At 52.0% G+C, this 18,411-nt stretch carries 18 protein-coding genes and 1 riboswitch; of the genes, 3 read left to right on the top strand and 15 right to left on the bottom strand.

The annotated features are described in order from the left end of the window. Positions 1-6: 6 nt before the first annotated feature. The 9 genes from L2Y54_RS11925 to L2Y54_RS11885 all read right to left on the bottom strand — a co-directional run bounded on the left by L2Y54_RS11925 (position 7) and on the right by L2Y54_RS11885 (position 10,380). Positions 7-1,086 carry a cytochrome-c peroxidase gene (locus tag L2Y54_RS11925; RefSeq protein ID WP_236496333.1) on the bottom strand — a complete coding sequence of 360 codons (1,080 nt, stop codon included), beginning with the start codon at positions 1,084-1,086 and terminating at the stop codon, positions 7-9. A 213-nt stretch (positions 1,087-1,299) separates the two neighbouring features. Next, positions 1,300-3,210, bottom strand: coding sequence for a hypothetical protein (locus L2Y54_RS11920; RefSeq protein WP_236496332.1), 1,911 nt, complete (start codon positions 3,208-3,210; stop codon positions 1,300-1,302). Positions 3,211-3,323: 113 nt separating this feature from the next. Next, positions 3,324-4,364: an OmpA family protein gene (locus L2Y54_RS11915; RefSeq protein WP_236496331.1), complete on the bottom strand. Its 1,041-nt coding sequence runs from the start codon at positions 4,362-4,364 to the stop codon at positions 3,324-3,326. Positions 4,365-4,469: 105 nt separating this feature from the next. Continuing rightward, entirely contained in the window at positions 4,470-6,650 is a 2,181-nt protein-coding gene (gene katG / locus L2Y54_RS11910; protein WP_236496330.1) for a catalase/peroxidase HPI, read from the bottom strand. 126 nt (positions 6,651-6,776) lie between these two features. Next, positions 6,777-7,490, bottom strand: a complete 714-nt coding sequence (locus L2Y54_RS11905) for an intradiol ring-cleavage dioxygenase (RefSeq protein ID WP_236496329.1) — start codon at positions 7,488-7,490, stop codon at positions 6,777-6,779. 93 nt (positions 7,491-7,583) lie between these two features. Next, positions 7,584-8,333: an energy transducer TonB gene (locus L2Y54_RS11900; RefSeq protein WP_236496328.1), complete on the bottom strand. Its 750-nt coding sequence runs from the start codon at positions 8,331-8,333 to the stop codon at positions 7,584-7,586. After that, a complete protein-coding gene (exbD, locus tag L2Y54_RS11895) occupies positions 8,330-8,713 on the bottom strand; it encodes a TonB system transport protein ExbD (protein ID WP_236496327.1) in 384 nt (127 codons plus the stop codon). The genes L2Y54_RS11900 and exbD overlap by 4 nt, the downstream gene beginning before the upstream one ends. Further along, positions 8,710-9,141: a TonB-system energizer ExbB gene (gene exbB / locus L2Y54_RS11890; RefSeq protein WP_236496326.1), complete on the bottom strand. Its 432-nt coding sequence runs from the start codon at positions 9,139-9,141 to the stop codon at positions 8,710-8,712. Before exbB ends, exbD begins: the two co-directional genes overlap by 4 nt. Before the next feature lie 129 nt (positions 9,142-9,270). Further along, positions 9,271-10,380: an alpha-hydroxy acid oxidase gene (locus L2Y54_RS11885; protein WP_236496325.1), complete on the bottom strand. Its 1,110-nt coding sequence runs from the start codon at positions 10,378-10,380 to the stop codon at positions 9,271-9,273. 162 nt (positions 10,381-10,542) lie between these two features. Here L2Y54_RS11885 and L2Y54_RS11880 point away from each other — a divergent pair, with 162 nt between their 5' ends. The 3 genes from L2Y54_RS11880 to L2Y54_RS11870 all read left to right on the top strand — a co-directional run bounded on the left by L2Y54_RS11880 (position 10,543) and on the right by L2Y54_RS11870 (position 14,236). Then, positions 10,543-12,840: a TonB-dependent receptor gene (locus tag L2Y54_RS11880; protein ID WP_236496324.1), complete on the top strand. Its 2,298-nt coding sequence runs from the start codon at positions 10,543-10,545 to the stop codon at positions 12,838-12,840. A 2-nt stretch (positions 12,841-12,842) separates the two neighbouring features. Further along, entirely contained in the window at positions 12,843-13,526 is a 684-nt protein-coding gene (locus L2Y54_RS11875) for a Fe2+-dependent dioxygenase (protein WP_236496323.1), read from the top strand. A gap of 149 nt (positions 13,527-13,675) precedes the next feature. Continuing rightward, positions 13,676-14,236, top strand: coding sequence for an extracellular solute-binding protein (locus L2Y54_RS11870; protein ID WP_236496322.1), 561 nt, complete (start codon positions 13,676-13,678; stop codon positions 14,234-14,236). Between the two features lie 88 nt (positions 14,237-14,324). Here the strand turns inward: L2Y54_RS11870 and L2Y54_RS11865 are convergent, their stop codons facing one another. From L2Y54_RS11865 to bfr (L2Y54_RS11840), 6 genes are all read right to left on the bottom strand, one after another. Further along, a complete protein-coding gene (locus L2Y54_RS11865; protein WP_236496321.1) occupies positions 14,325-14,792 on the bottom strand; it encodes a PIN domain-containing protein in 468 nt (155 codons plus the stop codon). Further along, positions 14,780-15,115, bottom strand: a complete 336-nt coding sequence (locus L2Y54_RS11860) for a UPF0175 family protein (protein ID WP_236496320.1) — start codon at positions 15,113-15,115, stop codon at positions 14,780-14,782. The genes L2Y54_RS11865 and L2Y54_RS11860 overlap by 13 nt, the downstream gene beginning before the upstream one ends. A gap of 211 nt (positions 15,116-15,326) precedes the next feature. After that, on the bottom strand, positions 15,327-15,893 hold the full coding sequence (locus L2Y54_RS11855; protein ID WP_236496319.1) for a TMEM165/GDT1 family protein: 567 nt from the start codon (positions 15,891-15,893) through the stop codon (positions 15,327-15,329). Positions 15,894-15,896: 3 nt separating this feature from the next. Next, positions 15,897-16,066, bottom strand: a riboswitch (yybP-ykoY riboswitch). 46 nt (positions 16,067-16,112) lie between these two features. Next, positions 16,113-17,249 carry a cytochrome-c peroxidase gene (locus L2Y54_RS11850; protein WP_236496318.1) on the bottom strand — a complete coding sequence of 379 codons (1,137 nt, stop codon included), beginning with the start codon at positions 17,247-17,249 and terminating at the stop codon, positions 16,113-16,115. Between the two features lie 132 nt (positions 17,250-17,381). Continuing rightward, positions 17,382-17,849 (bottom strand): bacterioferritin, encoded by a 468-nt coding sequence (gene bfr / locus L2Y54_RS11845; protein WP_236496317.1) that lies wholly within the window; start codon positions 17,847-17,849, stop codon positions 17,382-17,384. A 12-nt stretch (positions 17,850-17,861) separates the two neighbouring features. Further along, positions 17,862-18,332 (bottom strand): bacterioferritin, encoded by a 471-nt coding sequence (gene bfr, locus L2Y54_RS11840; protein WP_236496316.1) that lies wholly within the window; start codon positions 18,330-18,332, stop codon positions 17,862-17,864. Positions 18,333-18,411 lie beyond the last annotated feature (79 nt).

Raw genomic sequence — 18,411 nt, 5'->3', positions numbered from 1 at the left:
TGCTAATCAAGATTTCTTGTCAGCCTCATCTGCCTTGGCAGTATCACCCTTGCCGAACGGATCAGGGCGTGGGGTTTCATTGGTGGAAGGTGGCAAAATAGGCAATTTAATGTCGGGCTGCTTACCGGTCAGGGTTTTCAGGAAGGCTACAATGTCAGCCGTTTCAGTATCAGAGAATTTCTTACCCAACTGAATTTGACCCATGATATTGACCGCCTCCTCCAAGGTCTTAGCAGCGCCATCGTGGAAATACGGGTAAGTTAACTCAACATTACGCAAAGTAGGCACTTTGAATTTGAAACGGTCAGCGTCTTTGCCGGTAACTGCTGATAAACCTTCCGCTGGGTTATCGGTTTTGTACGGTTCAACCGCGCCCATCTTCTGGAAGCTTGAGCCACCGACAGCGGGACCATTGTGACAAGCCACGCAACCACTGTCCTTGAACAACTTGTAACCATTCAGTTCTTTGTCATTCATCGCAGTCTCATCACCTTTCAACCAACGGTCAAATTTGGAATCAGGTGTGACCAAGGTTTCTTCAAACGCGGCAATCGCATCCGTCACCATATCAATGTCGATGGTGTCTTTACCAAACGCCATCTTGAACTCTTCCTTGTAAGCTGGAATAGAGTCGAGCACACCAATGGCTAATTCGTGAGTGAATGCCATTTCACCGGGGTTAGCAATCGGGCCACCGGCTTGGGCTTTCAAGTCTTTGGCACGACCGTCCCAGAACTGCGCCACATTCATGCTGGAATTCAGCACGGTCGGCGAATTGATCGGGCCTTGTTGCCACTTATCGCCAATGGACGTGGTGAGGTTATCCGTGCCGCCCATGCTCAAGTTATGGCAAGAATTGCAGGAAATGAAACCGGACTTGGACAAACGTGGGTCAAAAAACAGTTTCTTACCCAATTCCACGACGGCTTCTTTCGGCACGTAAGTGGCAATGGGTTTGATCGGTTCATCTTTAACAACGCTGGCTTCAACCGCTTTTGCTGGCTCGGCTTTTTCGGCTTTTTCTGCCCACACCGCGCTTGCAACGCTAAGTGTCAGCAATGAAATCACTAAGGCTTGTGCTTTCATGAGTATCTCCTACCTTTATGAGTAAATCTTGTAGGGGTCATGTTAGCCTCATGCTGGTTCAGCTACTTGATACAGGTCAAGGAATTCCCTGCAACATCATAGGGTTTTTAGGTCATCATGATCGGTTTTTTAGAAGAGCCTCAACGGAAATCTCCCGCAAAAGCGGGAGATTTACACTAACAGAGAGGGGCAACGCGGGCGCGTTAAGGCGGCTTAATCAGCCAAGACACGGATAAAATGATGGGTGTTATCAGCGCCACGGCATACCACGATATTGCAATAATGGAACAGGATGCCACTACCCCTTTCGACATTGCCAACATCACCACCAACCGCGACAAACCCTGCCCGTGGCACACCACAATGGCTTGAGCCTAGTTTGTCATACGTCGCGGGTTCCAAACTGATGGACTCGTAGTCAGCCAAGGTTGAACAATCATAGTGGCTGTCACTGCCCCATAAGCGGCTGACTGCCCGCGCATTCCGCCCACGGTAAGCTTCCTTGGTTTGCTGTACCAACTGCAATAGCCAATCAGCGTCGGTGGATACATCAGGGGAAACATCATCGGCAGCGAGTGCATTAGCTGCCAAACCGGTTCCAGCGGCAATGACTGCCACTTTCGCCGCATCCAGAAAACCACTACCCGTATCCACACTGACATCCGGCGCTTGCAGTGATATATCTGGCAAATCAACTTCGGGCATTTTCAACGAAATTTCCGGCAGGTCAACATCAACCGTTGGGAGGTTTATATCCATGTCCGGCAGGTCAATAATCGGTTTGTGAGGATCAATGCCGCTCCAATCCATGCCAAGAGCCTTCACTTCCAGCGTTGGAAGTTCAACATCAAGCGACGGCACGTCGGGTAAATCAACGTCGGGCATTTTCAGCGACACTTCCGGCAGGTCAACATCAGGCGCTTGCAGCGACACTTCCGGCAGGTCAATATCAACCTTGGGCAATTCCTTGTCGTCGATGCTCAGGGCTGATGCAGCCTTAGCTGCCAAACCGGTTCCGGCGGCAATCACTGCCACTTTCGCCGCATCTAGGAAACCACTACCCGTATCCACACTGACATCCGGCGCTTGCAGTGACATATCCGGCAAATCAACATCCGGCATTTTCAGCGACATTTCCGGCAGGTCAACATCAACCGTTGGGAGGTTTATATCCATGTCCGGCAGGTCAATAATTGGCTTGTGAGGATCAATGCCGCTCCAATCCATGCCAAGAGCCTTCACTTCCAGCGTTGGAAGTTCAACATCAAGCGACGGCACGTCGGGTAAATCAACATCAGGCATTTTCAGTGACACTTCCGGCCGGTCAATATCAACCTTGGGCAATTCCTTGTCGTCGATGCTCAGGGCTGATGCAGCCTTAGCTGCCAAACCGGTTCCGGCGGCAATCACTGCCACTTTCGCTGCATCCAAGAAACCACTACCCGTATCCACACTGACATCCGGCGCTTGCAGTGACATATCCGGCAAATCAACATCCGGCATTTTCAGCGACATTTCCGGCAGGTCAACATCAACCGTTGGGAGGCTTATATCCATGTCCGGCGGGTCAATAATTGGTTTGTGAGGGTCAATGCCGCTCCAATTCATGCCCGGAGCCTTCACTTCCATCGTTGGAAGGTCAACATCAAGCGACGGCAGGTCTGGCAAATCAACGTCGGGCATTTTCAGCGACACTTCTGGCACATCTACCTTCGGCATCTTCCACGACATATCAGGTAAATCAACCTTCGGGGCGTGCAGCGACACATCTGGCGCATCTACTTTCGGCATCTTCCACGACATATCAGGTAAATCAACCTTCGGGGCGTGCAGCGACACATTCGGCGCATCTACTTTTGGCATCTTCAATGACACATCGGGCGCATCCACCTTGGTATCAAACTGATTGCGAGCCACGGCTACAGCGCCAGCCGCTGCGGCAGCACCACCCAACACCGTCGCAGCCGCTGGCACATTCACCCGCGCATTAGGGTCTTTATAATGATAGACCTCTGCATCCTCATCAGGACGGCAGAATAATGATTTCAGAAAACGACTAATACCGTACCCCAGCAAAAACGCAACCAGCAGCCAGAGCAATGCCTGTAACAAAAACATTGTCATGATTTAATCCTCTTTCCCTGAGCGTGAAAACCAACCCATCACCAAGCCGAAGACAAACGTCAGCAAGAGCCACATGAATAATTCTGAAAATAAATACATCATAACGTTCTCCTTTACTCAGGGTTGATATCAAAGGTAATTCGACGATTCTGCGAGCGCCCTGCTTCCGTATCGTTTGAGGCAATCGGCTGGCTTTCACCAAACCCGGCGCTATTGATCAAAGCACTATCAACACCTTTTTTGACGAGGTAACCTTTCACCGCATCGGCACGCTGTGTGCTCAACTTCTGGTTATAAGCATCATTACCAACATTATCGGTATGCCCACTCACCTGAATTCCCCGACCGGCGATCACATCCCTGCAATTGGCAATAATCCCGCCGAGGGAATCCAGCAATGCCAAACTATCCCGCTTGATGGCAGATTTATTGGTTTCAAACAGAATGGTTTTGCCGGTCATGGCATCGTTTAACTGCTGCTGGCAATTCATGACGGCTTGCTGTTCCTGCGTAGGCTCGGCTTCAGCGGGAGCTTGAGCCGTTTGCCCGGCAGGTGCTTGCGCTGTTTGCTCAACAGGGTTTTGCGGAGATGCTTGCGCTGCTTGTGCTGTTTGCTCAGCAGGTGGGGCAGCTTGCTCGGCGGGTGCTGGTGCTTGCGCTGTTTGCTCAGCAGGGTTTTGCGGAGATGCTTGCGCTGTTTGCTCAGCAGGGTTTTGCGGAGATGCTTGAGCTGTTTGCGCTGTTTGCTCAACAGGGGTGGCAGGCGGGGACGCCGGGGCAGCATCAGGCATTTGCATTGACGCAGCAGCAGAAGCAGGTTCCGGGGCTTTGGCTGTTGCCACTTCCACCTTATTCTGCACCTCCCGTACCCCATACACACCTTGGACAACTTTGAGGGCAGCGTCACTTTCCTGCTTTGAGGCAGCCATCCCGTTAAGCAAGACGTCACGCCCACGCTGATCAAGATTCACCGTCGCCCAGTCCATACCTGCCGCTTTTAATGCCGCAGTACTGCGCGTCGTTAAATCCGATTCAACGGCTCCCTGACGCGAACCCGTCATCAGGAAAAATAACAGGGGCAACCCCAGCAATGTCAGTAACCACCACCACATTGCTGGGAGTCCACCACAACAGCACGAGCTATTTTTTTCCATAACACTATCCTTTGGTTATCATTCATGAAATATCCAATAGATAGTGTAGTAGCATTAATTGCAGAAAAATCTTAAAGAATGATGATAAAAAAGATAATATTTTCGTTAATCGGTATCAAACCGATCGAGGTTCATCACCTTGCACCATGCCGCCACAAAGTCGCGGACGAATTTTTCCTTGCTATCATTCTGCGCATACACTTCTGCCACCGCACGAAGCTGGGAATTCGAGCCAAACACCAAGTCAACCCGTGAGCCTGTCCACTTTACCGCACCCGTGGCACGGTCGCGTCCCTCAAACACATTCTCATCGGCGGTAGCCTGCCAGTCTGTGCTCATATCGACCAGATTCACGAAGAAATCGGTGGTAAGTGCTTCAGACCGTTGGGTAAAGGCAGCATTCAACACCCGCATCCCACCGACTAGCACGGTCATTTCTGGTGCAGTCAAGGTCAGCAATTGCGCCTTGTCAAGCAGCATTTCCTCGGCTGTCACGGCGTATTTGCCTTTGAGGTAATTGCGGAAACCGTCTGCCACTGGCTCAAGCACAGCGAAGGCTTCGACATCGGTCTGCTCTTGTGTGGCATCGGTGCGCCCTGCTGTGAACGGTACTTCAACCGCGAATCCGGCATTCGCCGCCGCCTGCTCCACTGCTGCACACCCACCCAATACGATCAAATCCGCCAGCGACACCTGTTTGCCACCTGACTGTGCTGCATTGAACGCGCTTTGAATACCTTCGAGAACCTGCAATACCTTGGCGAGTTGCGCAGGTTTATTCACTGCCCAATCCTTTTGCGGAGCAAGGCGAATCCGCGCACCGTTCGCGCCCCCGCGCTTATCCGACCCTCGGAAGGTGGATGCCGAAGCCCACGCCGTTGTCACCAGATCAGCAATGGAAAGTCCTGATGCCAACAATTTACCTTTGAGGTCAGCAATGTCCTGCGCGTCGATCAAGGTATAATCAACCGCCGGAACTGGGTCTTGCCAAATCAGATCTTCGGCTGGAACTTCAACGCCAAGATAGCGTGAACGCGGCCCCAAATCACGGTGGGTCAGTTTGAACCATGCCCGTGCAAATGCATCCGCGAATTCATCAGGATTCTGCTGAAAATGCCGCGCAATCGGTTCGTAAATCGGGTCAAAACGCATTGCCATGTCAGCCGTGGTCATAATGATCGGCACACGTTTAGCTGGGTCATCCGCTGCTGGGGCAAGATTGCTTTCGGTGGCGGTTTTGGGTGTCCATTGCCATGCACCGGCGGGGCTTTTGGTCAGTTCCCATTCGTTATTGAAGAGCATATCCAGATAGCTGTTGTCCCACTGAGTCGGCGTTGGTGTCCACGAACCTTCCAAGCCGCTGCCGATTTGGTCGCCACCTTTGCCGCTGCCGAAGCTGCTTTTCCAACCCAAACCCATTTGTTCGATAGCAGCAGCTTCTGGCTTAGCACCAACGTGGGTAGCACTCGCTGCGCCGTGGCATTTGCCGAAAGTGTGTCCGCCAGCAGTAAGGGCAACGGTTTCGTAATCGTCCATCGCCATGCGAGCAAAGGTTTCACGCACATCACGACCCGAACCCACTATGTCAGGCTTGCCGTTGGGGCCTTCGGGGTTCACGTAAATCAGCCCCATCTGCACTGCTGCTAAGGGGTTTTCCAAATCGCGTTCACCGCTGTAACGCTTGTCACCTCCCAGCCACTCGGCCTCAGAACCCCAATACACATCTTCTTCAGGTTCCCAGATGTCTTCGCGCCCACCCGCAAAACCGAAGGTCTTGAAGCCCATCGACTCCAGCGCACAGTTGCCGGTGAGGATCATCAGGTCAGCCCACGAAATCTGGTTGCCGTATTTCTGCTTGATCGGCCACAGCAAACGCCGTGCCTTGTCGAGGTTAACGTTATCCGGCCAGCTATTGAGCGGGGCGAAACGCTGATTACCATGCCCAGCCCCACCGCGCCCGTCGCTGATGCGGTACGTGCCTGCACTATGCCAGGCCATGCGGATGAACATTGGCCCGTAGTGACCGTAATCGGCAGGCCACCAGTCTTGCGAATCGGTCATTAGCGCGTATAGGTCTTGTTTAATGGCTACCAGATCGAGCTTTTTGAATTCATCAGCGTAATTGAAATTCGCACCCAGTGGGTTAGATTTGGCCGTGTGCTGGTGCAGGATATTGAGTTTCAACTGGTTAGGCCACCAGTCGCGGTTGGATGTGCCACGCCCAGCGTTGTTGGCGGCGGGTGTATTGGCGTGTCCCATGACAGGACATTTGCTTACGTCACTCATGGCGTTTCTCCTCTTGATAGTTACATTGTTCACTCATACTTATCGTTATAGTCCTTTAGCTTTGATCTATCCAGATGATTAAAACGAACGTATCATTCTATTTTTTATCAAAAATAGCGACAGTGTTTAGCCGACTGCCATGCCTATATCCAAACTTGCGATATAACCTGATGCATCCCCAGCCAGTTGCAGCAACAACTTATCCCCATTAGCACGCCGAAAAATACCATCGCCATCGTTACGTGGAAAACGGGCTTCGCGGCTGTTATACGGGGCAAGCTTGTACACTTCATCGGTAAAAGCATCATCAAAATACAATTGCGAGGTGAATTCCTGCGCCTTACCATCGGCAGTGTCTACTCGGACTTTGACGTGAATATGCACGGTGCGCCCCGGATACCAACCGGGATAAATGGTGGTAAAGGTGACATTGCCCTCCGAATCCGTGATTTGATGCCCCCGTAGGAATTTTTTGCCAACCGTGTCAAAGCTGGAATCCTGCACCCCGGAATACACACCGTTGGCATCGCAGTGCCAGATGTCTACCAATGCTTTGGGCAACGGCGTGCAAGTTGTGCCATTGACGGCATGGATCCGTAATTGCAGTTGCAAGGGAATGCCGGATACGGTTGTGCCATCGGCGGGATCGGTGCGGATGTCGGCACGGTTGAGCATTTCATCGACGAAATACGGGCCTTCCATTTGTTCGGGGGTAATGACACAGGCGGGGGAAGTGGCAGCGCTGGCAGGTTGCCATGTGGCACGCCATGCCAGCCAAGCAACCCCGCCTGCGCCCATTGACAGTAATACCCGGCGGCGCTGGCTGTTGATGGTGTCCATTGCTCAGTTCCTGATAATCAATAGAATTAACAGGATGCCGGAAGCGAGTAACAGATACAAATAACACTACACGCTCACTAACGCTAGTTTTCCTCAATTGATTTTGAAATTGACTGGCACTTGCACAATCGACTCAATATTTTGCCCGCCACGGGTCGCGGGTACAAAGCTCCAACCGCGTACCGCTTTGACAGCAGCAGAATCCAGTGATGCATTCCCAGAAGATTTCTGGACTTTAGCGGCTAGCACGCTACCGCTGGGGCTAACGTTAGCACGCACAATGGTAGTGCCTTCCATACCCGATTCCAGCGCACGGCGTGGATACTCCGGTGGGCGCGGTGGGCGGCGGTAACGCGGGTTGGTAATCACCGGCACTGCGTTTTGGGCTTGGGCAGCCGCACGCGCAGCAGTTTCCTGTTGCGCTCGTTGGCGTGCTTGACGCTCGGCGACCTCACGCTGTTGCTGTTCCTCACGCTCACGACGTTCTGCTTCACTGCGTTCGCGTTGCTCCTGCTCTTGGCGCAAATCCTTTTCCGGTTTGGGTAAGGGTTTTTCCACCTTCTTTTCCGGCTTGGGTTTTTCCGGTTTCGGCTTTTCCTTTGGCTTGGGCTTAGGTTGCGGCGGTGGTGGGGGTGGCGGCGGCGGTGGTTCCGGCGCTACCTGCGGCACGGGTTCGGGGGCAGGTTCGGGAGCTTGCGGCTCGAACATGCTCAATTCCACCGGCAGAATGGGGGGTTCTTCCGGCTTGGTTTCTGCGGCAAACAGGAGCGGCATCAGGAACAATGCCAACCCAATATGCACAGCCGTGGAAATACCAAAGCCGCTGATATGATTGGTTTTCATGGCTCTTGTTGTGCCTGTATCGAAAGGTTGCTCAACTCCTGTGCTTTCAGCAAATCAATCAATTTGACGAAATGCTCAAACACAGCGGCTTTATCAATGCGCAATACAATCAAGGTTTCTGGCTTGGCTTGCACCTTGAGCTTTGCAGCCATTTGTTCCAGCGTGACTTTTTCTTCACCAAGGAAAAACTCATTGTGCTCATTGATGGCAATTTCCAAGGGCTCCTCATCTTTCGATGGCTCGCTGACTTGTTCGGCAGTGGGTAAATTGACCGGAATCAGCCCTTGCGACACAAAACTTGCCGTGGTCAGCACGATCGCCAGCAACACCAGCATAATGTCGATGAAGGGGATCATGTTAATCTGGTCAAAGCGTTTCATGAATGCCCATCCTGCAAAGCAGTCCAACGTGATACCAGCACGTCCACTTTGCGCATTAAACCGTTATAAAACAAGATAGCGGGAATCGCGACCAGTAGCCCGGCAGCGGTGGCTTTCAGTGCCATTGCCAGCCCTAGCATAATGCTATTCACATCCAGTTTGTTGCCTTGCCCCATTTCGTGGAAGGTAATCAAAATCCCCAAGACTGTGCCTAACAGCCCCACATATGGCGCATTCGCGCCCACGCTGGAAATGGTGGTCAGATTGCGGGTCAGCGCGACTTTCAACAGCTCAATGTGCTTGAAATCCGTCAGTTTAATGCGCCAGAAGTAAATGTAACGCTCCACCGCGAACGCCAGCATAATAAAGCTCATAAAGCCCAACGTGCCTAGCACCATGTGATCCAGATACAGTTTGAGAAATTCCATTGTGTTAGTAAAACCTCGTAAAGTTAAGCGCAGGGTTTTACTGAACCTTGGCTACCGTGGCTGTTGGGGCGGATGGCTAATGATGTCAAGTAAATCTGCACAAGATGGTAATTGTTACTATTTACATTTTCAAGCATTAATCTCAGTTAATACCGTGCACTGCTGAATGTCTGTCAAAGTACGGCAACCTGTCAATGCCATCGCCACCTCCAATTCTTCCCACAACACGCGCAATACATGCGCCACGCCCAGCGCCCCCGCCGTTGCCAAACCGTAAATCAGCGGGCGACCAATCAGCACCGCACTTGCCCCCAATGCCAGCGCTTTGACAATATCCGTGCCGCGCCGAATGCCCCCATCCAACAGCAAGGGAATTTGTCCCTGTACCACCTCGGCAATCGCTGGCAACAGATGCAGGGATGCGGGTACGGTGTCCAAGGTGCGCCCGCCGTGATTCGACACAATCAAACCATCTACTCCCAGCGACAGCGCCAGTTTGGCATCCTCTGGGTGGGTAATCCCTTTCAACAGCAAGGGTAAATCCGTCAATTGGCGCAAGCGTTCAATATCGCGCCATGTCGGCGCATGTGCCATCAAACCGTCAAATACCTGACTTTGCCCTTGCGCCAATGCCAGCGACGCTTGCGGCATTCCCTGCAAATTCACCGCATTAATTTCCGCTGGCAAATGGAAACCGGCACGTTGCTCGCGATTGCGCACCCCAGCAAGCGACGCATCCACCGTTACCACCAATGCTTGATAACCCGCCGCTTCCGCCCGCCGTACTAACCCCAATGTAAACTCTCTATCCGCTTGGAAATAAAGCTGAAACCACAAGGGTGCGTGTGCATGACGCGCAATGTCTTCCAGCGTATGGTTTGCCAAGGTACTCACCACCATTGGAGCATCCATCGCTGCCGCTGCCCGCACGCTGGCTAATTCACCTTCGGGGTGAAACAAGCGTTGATAAGCCACAGGTGCTAGTAATATCGGGTGCTGCAAGGTTTGCCCAAACAGCTCCAAGCGCGTATGCCCACCCCGCACATCGACCAATGCCCGATTCCGCAAACTGCACATATCGAATGCCAAGCGATTGTTATGAAAGGTTATTTCATCCGCCGCACCGCTGTGTACATACGCCCAAGCATTGTCATCCAGCCGCGCACGGGCAAACACTTCGTAATCACTAACGGCTGCAATTTCGGGGGGGATTTGCGTTAAATAAGCTTGCTGTGACATTTTTTGCGGCTCAAATAGAAATTATTCGCATTTTTACCACAAAAGTCTTGACCTGTGAAATAGAATGATTATCATCTGCAACCCAAAGAGTACGCATCGTATAGCCAACGACCTGACAGCCACAGATGCTTCTTCCCGTACCATTTTTATCAGGAGTATCCCGTGAGCTGTCAGAAAAAACCCCTTGCTATCCGTAGCAGTGTTAACCGTGCCGAATCCCCCGCTATTGCCCTTGCCTCCGCTGCATTTGTGATGATGGCAACTATTGCTGTCCCTAGCCAAGCGGCGGATGACACCAAAAAAACCAAAGATGCGAAAGCTGACATTACCCAACTCGAAGGCGTGACCGCAGAAGCCAAACAAGCCGCCCCCGGTTCCAACCCGAACGCTGACCCGGAAGCCCCATACAAAGTCGACAAATCCGCCAACACCAAATTCACCGAACCTCTCTTGAACGTTTCCAAAACCATCACCGTGGTCGGCAAAGAACAGATGGAAGACGCGGGTGTCATGGCGCTAAAAGACCTGATGCGTACCCAACCGAGTGTGACAATGGGAACCGGCGAAGGCGGTAATGCGGAAGGCGACCGTTTCCTGATCCGTGGTTTCGACACACGTAACGATATTTTCGTCGACGGAATGCGTGACCCCGGTTCCACTACCCGTGATGTGTTCGCCTCTGAGCAAATCGAAATTGCCAAAGGCCCAAGCTCTACCTTCGCAGGGCGTGGTACGACAGGCGGCGCAGTCAACAGCGTTTCCAAAAAACCGCAGGATGCTAACTTTGCACGCGGCACCTTGACCGTGGGCGATGACAACCGTGCGACCCTAGACGCTAACCGCGTGGTCAACGACAAAGTGAAAGTACGCAGCAACCTGATGATTCAAGATTCCGAAATTGCCGGACGGGATCACCTGTACAAAAAGGGTCACGGTGCCGCCATCGCGGCTGACATCCAAGCCAGCGAGAAAATGGACGTTTCCTTGGATTATTACCACCTGCGCAACGAAGCCATGCCAGACCGTGGGCATCCGTGGGATCGGACAACCGGCGCACCGGCAGCGGTTGATCGTAGCAATTCTTACGTGATTGTCGGGCGTGACTTCCACGACACGGGGGCGGATATTTTAACGGGTACGGTGGACTACAAAGTCTCTCCAAACACCACGATCAACAGCAAAACCCGTGTGGGCGAAACCACCAATAAGTACATCGTTTCCAAACCGGGGAGCGTACCAGCAACGGGTTTAACCCCGGATGCGACCATCACTAACAGCGTGAACACCGCCGATTTCACCAATGAATTCACCGGCAATAGCACCCAAATCACCCACGAGTTTTATCAAGGTGATGTTGAGCATATTGTGGTCGGCGGTTTTGAGGTGAGTAAGGAAAAAATCAAGAACGATATACCGCGCTTGAATGCGTTTAACGCGACGACCAATCCAAGCGGCGTTCCCGCTCCCGTACTGAACATTATCAACCCGAACAATAACGTTGCCGCACCGAGCATCAATGGTGTGAGCCGCACCTCGAACATTAGTGCCGATGTGAACTCGGTCTATGTCATGGATACCGTCAAACTCAATCCCAAGTGGGAAGTCTTCGGCGGTATCCGTCACGACACCTTTGATATTACCAGCGAATCGCTTACTTACGGTGCGGGTACAACCAGTGGCGCGGTGAATGGGGTTGCGCCACCGGTCAAATACAACGAAGGCTTTACCAACGGTCATGCCGGTGTCGTGTACAAGCCAAAGGAAAACGGCAGCGTTTATGCCTCGGTCAGTACCTCATCCAACGTACCGGGCGAAATGTACGATGGCGTGGGCGATGTTGCCTACGGTGGTTTGAATGCCTCAGTCGCTGCATTTGAGCCTGAGCGCAATAAGAGCGTGGAACTCGGCACCAAATGGAACCTAGCCAACGATAACCTCGCGGTCAGTGCGGCAGTATTCCAGTTGGATAAGAGCAACAAAATCGAATCCAACACCAGCAATCAGGGTGAAGTACGCATCAAGGGTATGGAACTGGGCGTTTCCGGCAATGTAACCGAAAAACTCAGCCTTGCCGGTGGCGCGGTCTACATGGATAGCGAAATCACCGGCTCAGCAACACCGGCGAACCTCGGCAAACCGTTAGCCAACATTGCCGAAAAGAGCGCCAGTGTGCAAACGAAGTACCAGATCACACCGAAAATCGCCGTCGGTGGCAGCGTGATCCATACGGGCGAAGTGGGCGGCGGTGCATTTGCGGCAACCACGGGTAACATCATTAAAGCCTCCAACCGCCTCGATTTAATGGGTGAATACAAAATCAACAACAAAATGTCAGCGCAGTTGAATATGAAAAACGCTACCGATGAAACCATCTACGAAGCGTTATACCGCAGCGGTGCGCCATTTACTTACGTTGCACCGGGTCGCACCACTAACCTTAGCCTAACCTACGACTTTTAATTATGCTGCTGTGTATACCCAATGTCCTGACCAAACAACAAATTGCCCAATGTCGCGCTCAACTGGATGCGGCAGAATGGGTCGATGGCAAAGTGACGGCAGGTCAACAAGCCGCCACCGCCAAAAACAACCTGCAACTGACGCAGACTTCGCCACTGGCGCAAGAGCTAGGCGATTTTATCCTTGATGCACTCGCCAACAATTCTCAGTTCATTTCCGCCGCGCTGCCACTGAAAATTTACCCGCCGCTGTTCAACCGTTACGAAGGCGGCGGTAATTTCGGTGTCCATGTCGATAATTCCATCCGCTACGTGCCGGGTACGATTGTCAGAGTACGCACCGACGTTTCCGCCACGTTGTTTCTCGCCGAACCGGAAGAGTACGAAGGTGGCGAACTGGTGATCGAAGACAATTTCGGCGCACAGGAAGTCAAACTCGCGGCAGGCGATATGGTGCTGTACCCCGCCACCAGTTTGCATCAAGTACTTCCCGTTACGAGCGGCGCACGCATCGCCTCGTTCTTCTGGATGCAAAGCATGATCCGTGATGACGGGCAACGCACCCTGCTCTACGACCTCGACCAGAGTATCCAAGAGTTGACCATGGAACTCGGCGTGGGGCATCCGCAAACCGTCAAACTCGCCGGGATTTACCACAATTTGGTTCGCCGTTGGGCGGATACGTAGTTTTACCCCTCACCCCCTCTCCCTCAAGGGGCGAGGGGAGTAAGAAGGAGATCATTATGTTGAAAAAATTGACTGCCAGTTTACTGCTGCTGTGCAGCACACAAGTGCTGGCTAATGAAGTGAATGTGTATTTCGCCCGCGAATAACAATTGATCAAGCCGCTATTGGATGCGTTCAGCAAAGACAATGGCGTAAAGGTCAATCTGATTACCGGCGATGATGACCCATTGCTGGAACGTTTGAAACGCGAAGGTGCGAATTCACCCGCTGATGTGCTGATTACCGCCGATGCGGGGCGTTTCCACCGTGCGGTGGAGGCTGGCACCTTGCAACCGATACAGTCCGCCAAGCTGAATCAGGCAATTCCGGCGAATTTGCGTGACCCTGCCAACCAGTGGTTTGGGCTGACTTACCGCGCACGGGTGCTGTTCTACAATCCCGCCAAAGTGCAGGCGAATGAGCTTTCCACCTACGAAGATTTGGCTGATCCGAAATGGCAAGGGCGCGTGTGTGTGCGTTCTTCCAGCAGCATTTATAACCAGTCGTTGCTGGCGTCAATGATTGCCGCCAAAGGCGCGGCGCAAGCCGAACAATGGGCGCAAGGCTTGGTAGCCAATCTGGCAAAACCACCCAGCGGCGGCGACCGTGACCAAATCAAAGCCATTAAATTGCTGGAATACATACGCGCAAGCGGTGATGATCATGGATAAGGTGGGTTGGAAATAGTGCATTAGTGGCGAGCAGCGTACCGCCTGAAACCGTTACGCTGCCGCTACTACCATCAGGGTAACAAGAATCTCACTCGCTGATTTGCTGCAACAATTGGCGGGACAAGTAATAACCATTTGCCGCCATTGCCTCCAACAGCACGGCGGCATCACTGATCAAATGCCGCTGCTCTGCTATCCATAGCACTTTCACCGTACCGACAAATGCCAGCTTGCGTTGCAAAGCTTCGCGTCGTGCCAGCCGATCATCCATAACAAGCAAGGCACTGGGATTAGCCATAGCAAACTGCATAGCTTCTTGCTCCCCATCACCGAGACTCACCGGAAAATCATGTGGCGGGGATACTGTCACCACTTGCAGCCATCCTTGTTGCAAAGCTGTAGCAATTTGTTGAGCAGCGTCATCGCTGTGCGCTTGAGATTCTTGCCAGACAGCCTGCGGTATATACACAGTTTTAAACAGTTGTTGCAGAATCGTTAGCTGATGAATGCCCGCAAATGCCAATAGCGGACCGGTATCGCTAATTATGACAGCCATGCAGACAAATCTTGGGTTTCGTGGGCGGTAGTTTCATCCGGTCGAGCAATCTCAATACCCAGACTTCCCAAATGCTTGATGAAAGCACTCATGCTTAATCCGCTGATTCGGGTTGCTTTGCCTAAAGACATCAAACCATCGCGGAACAAATTCGCGGCGAGTGCTGGGCGCAAACCTGTCATGGTGTCACTGAGCGTTTTATCCAAATGTATCAACAATGCGTCAGGTTCATCGCCTTTTAACACCAACACGGGAGCCTCACGAGCGTGGCGCAGTGCCAATGAAGGATTTTTTTTGAGTTCACGGACATTGGTAGCATACATCGCAGTGCTCCTAAAATATTTTAGTCAGTGTAGTCCACGGCATGTATCCACGCAAGATACTTAGGTCATGTGACTATCCAATAAAATACGACTCACCCGAAAAAACCAGAAAACCGAACGAATCATGCCAAATAATCCATTTAACAAATAAATCAGTAATCAAAAAGCAAGGGAGTCATGTGACTCCCTTGCTTTTTTCAGTATTACGCCATTACCCGATGCCCAACAACGTCGCAATACCCAAGGCAGCAAAAATCGCCGCTGCAATTCCATGCACCAGCTTCAACGGCAAATTGCTGCCCATTTTATCGCCCAGCAACACTGCCGGAGCATTCGCCAGCATCATCCCTAAGGTTGTACCAGCTACCACCCAGAACAAAGAAGCGTATTGCGCCGCTAACGCCACGGTCGCAATCTGGGTTTTATCGCCCATTTCCGCGAGGAAAAACGCCACCACCGTCGCACCAAAAATCCCGTAGTGCGTCGCATCCACCTTCACATCATCGTCATCCAGCTTATCGGGGATCATAATCCACACCGCCATTGCCAGAAACGACAAACCCAAAATCCAGCGCAATGCCTCTGCCCCCAGCACCGTCGTGACCCATGCACCGACCGCACCCGCCAACGCATGATTCAGCAAGGTTGCAACTAAAATCCCTAGGATAATAGGAACCGGGCGGCGGAATTTTGCCGCCAACACCAGTGACAGCAGTTGGGTTTTATCGCCGATTTCAGCGAGAGCAACAATACCGGTTGAAACCAGAAAAGCTTCCATGTAGAACTCCAAAGCCGGGCGTTTTCCAATGACCACACACCCTCCCGGCTTTACCGAGGGCATATGGTCAAAGGTCTTGCCAAACCGGAGTTGTCTGCACCATGACCGGGCGGTCAATTATGTTGATACAGACCCTTTTCAGTGAAAGGAGGCTACTCCCCAATGACGGGGTGAATTGTAATTGTGGGGTGGATAAACAGCAAGAGAAAAGGAACTATTTCACGGACGGCTCAACAACGCCTCATAGCGCTGATCTGTCAGTGTTCGCATAAACGCCACTAACGCATCCACCTCCGCATCCTTCAGAGCGGGCGCTTGAAATTCCTCTTCATCCAAAGCCAGATGACTATCGACTTCCGGCACATCCCACGGTTTGCTAGTTTCCGGGTTGAGAGTGCGCTGCGCATTATTAAACTTGTCGTAAAACAATACAACTGTACGCAAATCGGCAAACACGCCATTGTGCATATACGGCGCAGTCACCGCGACATTGCGCAAGGTTGGCACTTTGAATTTGCCCGCCGCTGTGGGGTCGCTAATATCGGGGTGTGCCAACAAACCTTGATCGACAAAATCCTTAGCCTTGCCATTCGCCGCCCTCACTGCGTGATTGGTCGGCACTCCCAAGTTGTGGTACTCGTAATTGCTGAAGGTTTCGCCCTCACTACCGGGAAAGGCTTTCACCTGATGGCAGCGATTGCAATTGGTGAACTGCTGGGAAAAGAACAAGGATTCACCCAACGATTCCTGATCCGTCAGTTCGACCTCACCCTTCAAATAGCGGTCATATTTGGAATCAAACGGCGCGAACAGCTCGGTTTTTTCAAACTCACCCAAACTTTCCGCCATTGCCGCGTAAGCCGTTTCTGGCGTATCAAAAACACTTGCGCCAAAAAGCTGCTTGAAGGCGCTGACGTAATCCTGATTTTCTTGCAAACGCGCCACCAGGGCGGCTTTATCCGGCATCCCCATTTCCACCGGATTCAGTGGCGGGCCACCGGCTTGCCCGGCTAAATCGTCCTCGCGCCCATCCAGAAATTGCCCACCGATATAGTTACCCGCTTTGTTCTGGTGAAAATCCGGGCTGAATTTGGCGTAAGTTGCCGTCGGTGCATTGCGATCCCCCAAGGATTTGCCGTCATCGCCCAAGGAAACCGCTTTGCCCACCGCTGTGCTGCGATTATCCACAAAACCGTGTTCAGGATTGTGGCAAGTGGCGCAAGATTGCGTGCGGTTTTTCGACAGATTCACGTCAGAAAACAGCTTTTCGCCCAAGGCGGCTTTGGTATTAAAGGGAGGATTAGCGGCAATGGCAGTTGATGCCAAGCACAATAAGCAGAAAAAAAGAAGGCGCATGGTGTGGCTTTCAGTGATTGCAAAGCCTGCAATATAAATGAGAATGCTTTACATCACAATATGGAAAATCCCTGTTTGGGTAATGCGCCGCATCCGAAGACCGCGTGTGCCTCAACAGAGATCGGAGGGAACTTACATCTGTGACTGTAAATAGTTCTGCAAGCCGATTTTGTCAATCAAACCCAGTTGCTTTTCCAGATAATAGGCGTGATCTTGCTCGGTGTCATCCAGTTGGCTACGCAGCATTTCGCGAGTGACGTAATCTTGCTCTTCTTCGCAGATTTTCATCGCCGCCTTCAGCGCACCCACCACGTGGTATTCCAGCGCAAGGTCATTCTTAAACATGCTGGGCACATCGAAACCCACATTCAGGCTGTCTTGATTGTTCAGATCCGGCACACCTTCGAGGAAGAGGATACGGCGAATAATGGCATCGGCATGAGCACTTTCTTCCTGACGTTCATGCTCGTAATGCGCAAACAATTTGGTTAAACCCCAATCATCACACATGCGCGAATGGATGAAATATTGGTCGCGTGCTGCCAACTCCCCCGCCAGCAGGGTTTTCAGCACGTTGATAACGCGGTCATTGCCTTTCATAATGTCGTCTCCTTATGCGTTCATCATGGATTGTAAATAATTGGGCAAACCGGCATTCTGGATTGCCCATTGCTGAGATTCCAACCAGTCGATTTGCTCTTCTTCCTCTTCAAGGATTTCTTGCAGCATGTCGCGGCTCACGTAATCCTGCGCTTGTTCACACGCCGCAATCACGCTGCGCAATTCCGCCACCACTTCTCCGGCAAGGCGTAAATCGTTAGCGATGATTTCCGGCACGTCTTCGCCAATGTAAAGCTTGCCGAGGTCTTGCAGATTGGGCAGTGCTTCCAGAAACAGAATGCGTTCGATCAGCTCGTCCGCCTGTTTCATGGCGTTAATGGAACGCTTGTATTCGTGCTTGTTAAAACCTTCCAAGCCCCAGTTTTTACACATGCGGGCGTGCAGGAAGTATTGGTTAATCGCGGTCAACTGGCTGCGTAGTGCCAGATTCAACGCACGGTTAATGTCGGGGTTGCCTTTCATCGGATCTCCTTGTCATATTGTTGATATTGATGGGCGAGTGGTCATGCTAACGTGCCACTTTATCGCGGTCAAATAACAC

It is taken from the genome of Thiothrix winogradskyi, from assembly GCF_021650935.1.
Classification (GTDB): Bacteria; Pseudomonadota; Gammaproteobacteria; order Thiotrichales; family Thiotrichaceae; genus Thiothrix; species Thiothrix winogradskyi.
Note: the sequence above shows the minus strand (reverse complement) of the source record. Positions and strands in the feature narration are given on the sequence as shown.

Excerpts from the sequence above, each read along its gene's own strand:
- L2Y54_RS11860 (WP_236496320.1), bottom strand. The coding sequence starts at position 15,115 with ATGTATGCTACCAATGTCCGTGAACTCAAAAAAAATCCTTCATTGGCA.
- bfr (WP_236496317.1), bottom strand. The coding sequence starts at position 17,849 with ATGAAAGGCAATGACCGCGTTATCAACGTGCTGAAAACCCTGCTGGCG.
- L2Y54_RS11920 (WP_236496332.1), bottom strand. The coding sequence starts at position 3,210 with ATGACAATGTTTTTGTTACAGGCATTGCTCTGGCTGCTGGTTGCGTTT.
- exbD (WP_236496327.1), bottom strand. The coding sequence starts at position 8,713 with ATGAAACGCTTTGACCAGATTAACATGATCCCCTTCATCGACATTATG.
- L2Y54_RS11865 (WP_236496321.1), bottom strand. The coding sequence starts at position 14,792 with ATGGCTGTCATAATTAGCGATACCGGTCCGCTATTGGCATTTGCGGGC.
- L2Y54_RS11905 (WP_236496329.1), bottom strand. The coding sequence starts at position 7,490 with ATGGACACCATCAACAGCCAGCGCCGCCGGGTATTACTGTCAATGGGC.
- L2Y54_RS11915 (WP_236496331.1), bottom strand. The coding sequence starts at position 4,364 with ATGGAAAAAAATAGCTCGTGCTGTTGTGGTGGACTCCCAGCAATGTGG.
- L2Y54_RS11900 (WP_236496328.1), bottom strand. The coding sequence starts at position 8,333 with ATGAAAACCAATCATATCAGCGGCTTTGGTATTTCCACGGCTGTGCAT.
- L2Y54_RS11855 (WP_236496319.1), bottom strand. The coding sequence starts at position 15,893 with ATGGAAGCTTTTCTGGTTTCAACCGGTATTGTTGCTCTCGCTGAAATC.
- bfr (WP_236496316.1), bottom strand. The coding sequence starts at position 18,332 with ATGAAAGGCAACCCCGACATTAACCGTGCGTTGAATCTGGCACTACGC.
- L2Y54_RS11850 (WP_236496318.1), bottom strand. The coding sequence starts at position 17,249 with ATGCGCCTTCTTTTTTTCTGCTTATTGTGCTTGGCATCAACTGCCATT.
- exbB (WP_236496326.1), bottom strand. The coding sequence starts at position 9,141 with ATGGAATTTCTCAAACTGTATCTGGATCACATGGTGCTAGGCACGTTG.
- L2Y54_RS11885 (WP_236496325.1), bottom strand. The coding sequence starts at position 10,380 with ATGTCACAGCAAGCTTATTTAACGCAAATCCCCCCCGAAATTGCAGCC.
- L2Y54_RS11875 (WP_236496323.1), top strand. The coding sequence starts at position 12,843 with ATGCTGCTGTGTATACCCAATGTCCTGACCAAACAACAAATTGCCCAA.
- L2Y54_RS11925 (WP_236496333.1), bottom strand. The coding sequence starts at position 1,086 with ATGAAAGCACAAGCCTTAGTGATTTCATTGCTGACACTTAGCGTTGCA.
- katG (WP_236496330.1), bottom strand. The coding sequence starts at position 6,650 with ATGAGTGACGTAAGCAAATGTCCTGTCATGGGACACGCCAATACACCC.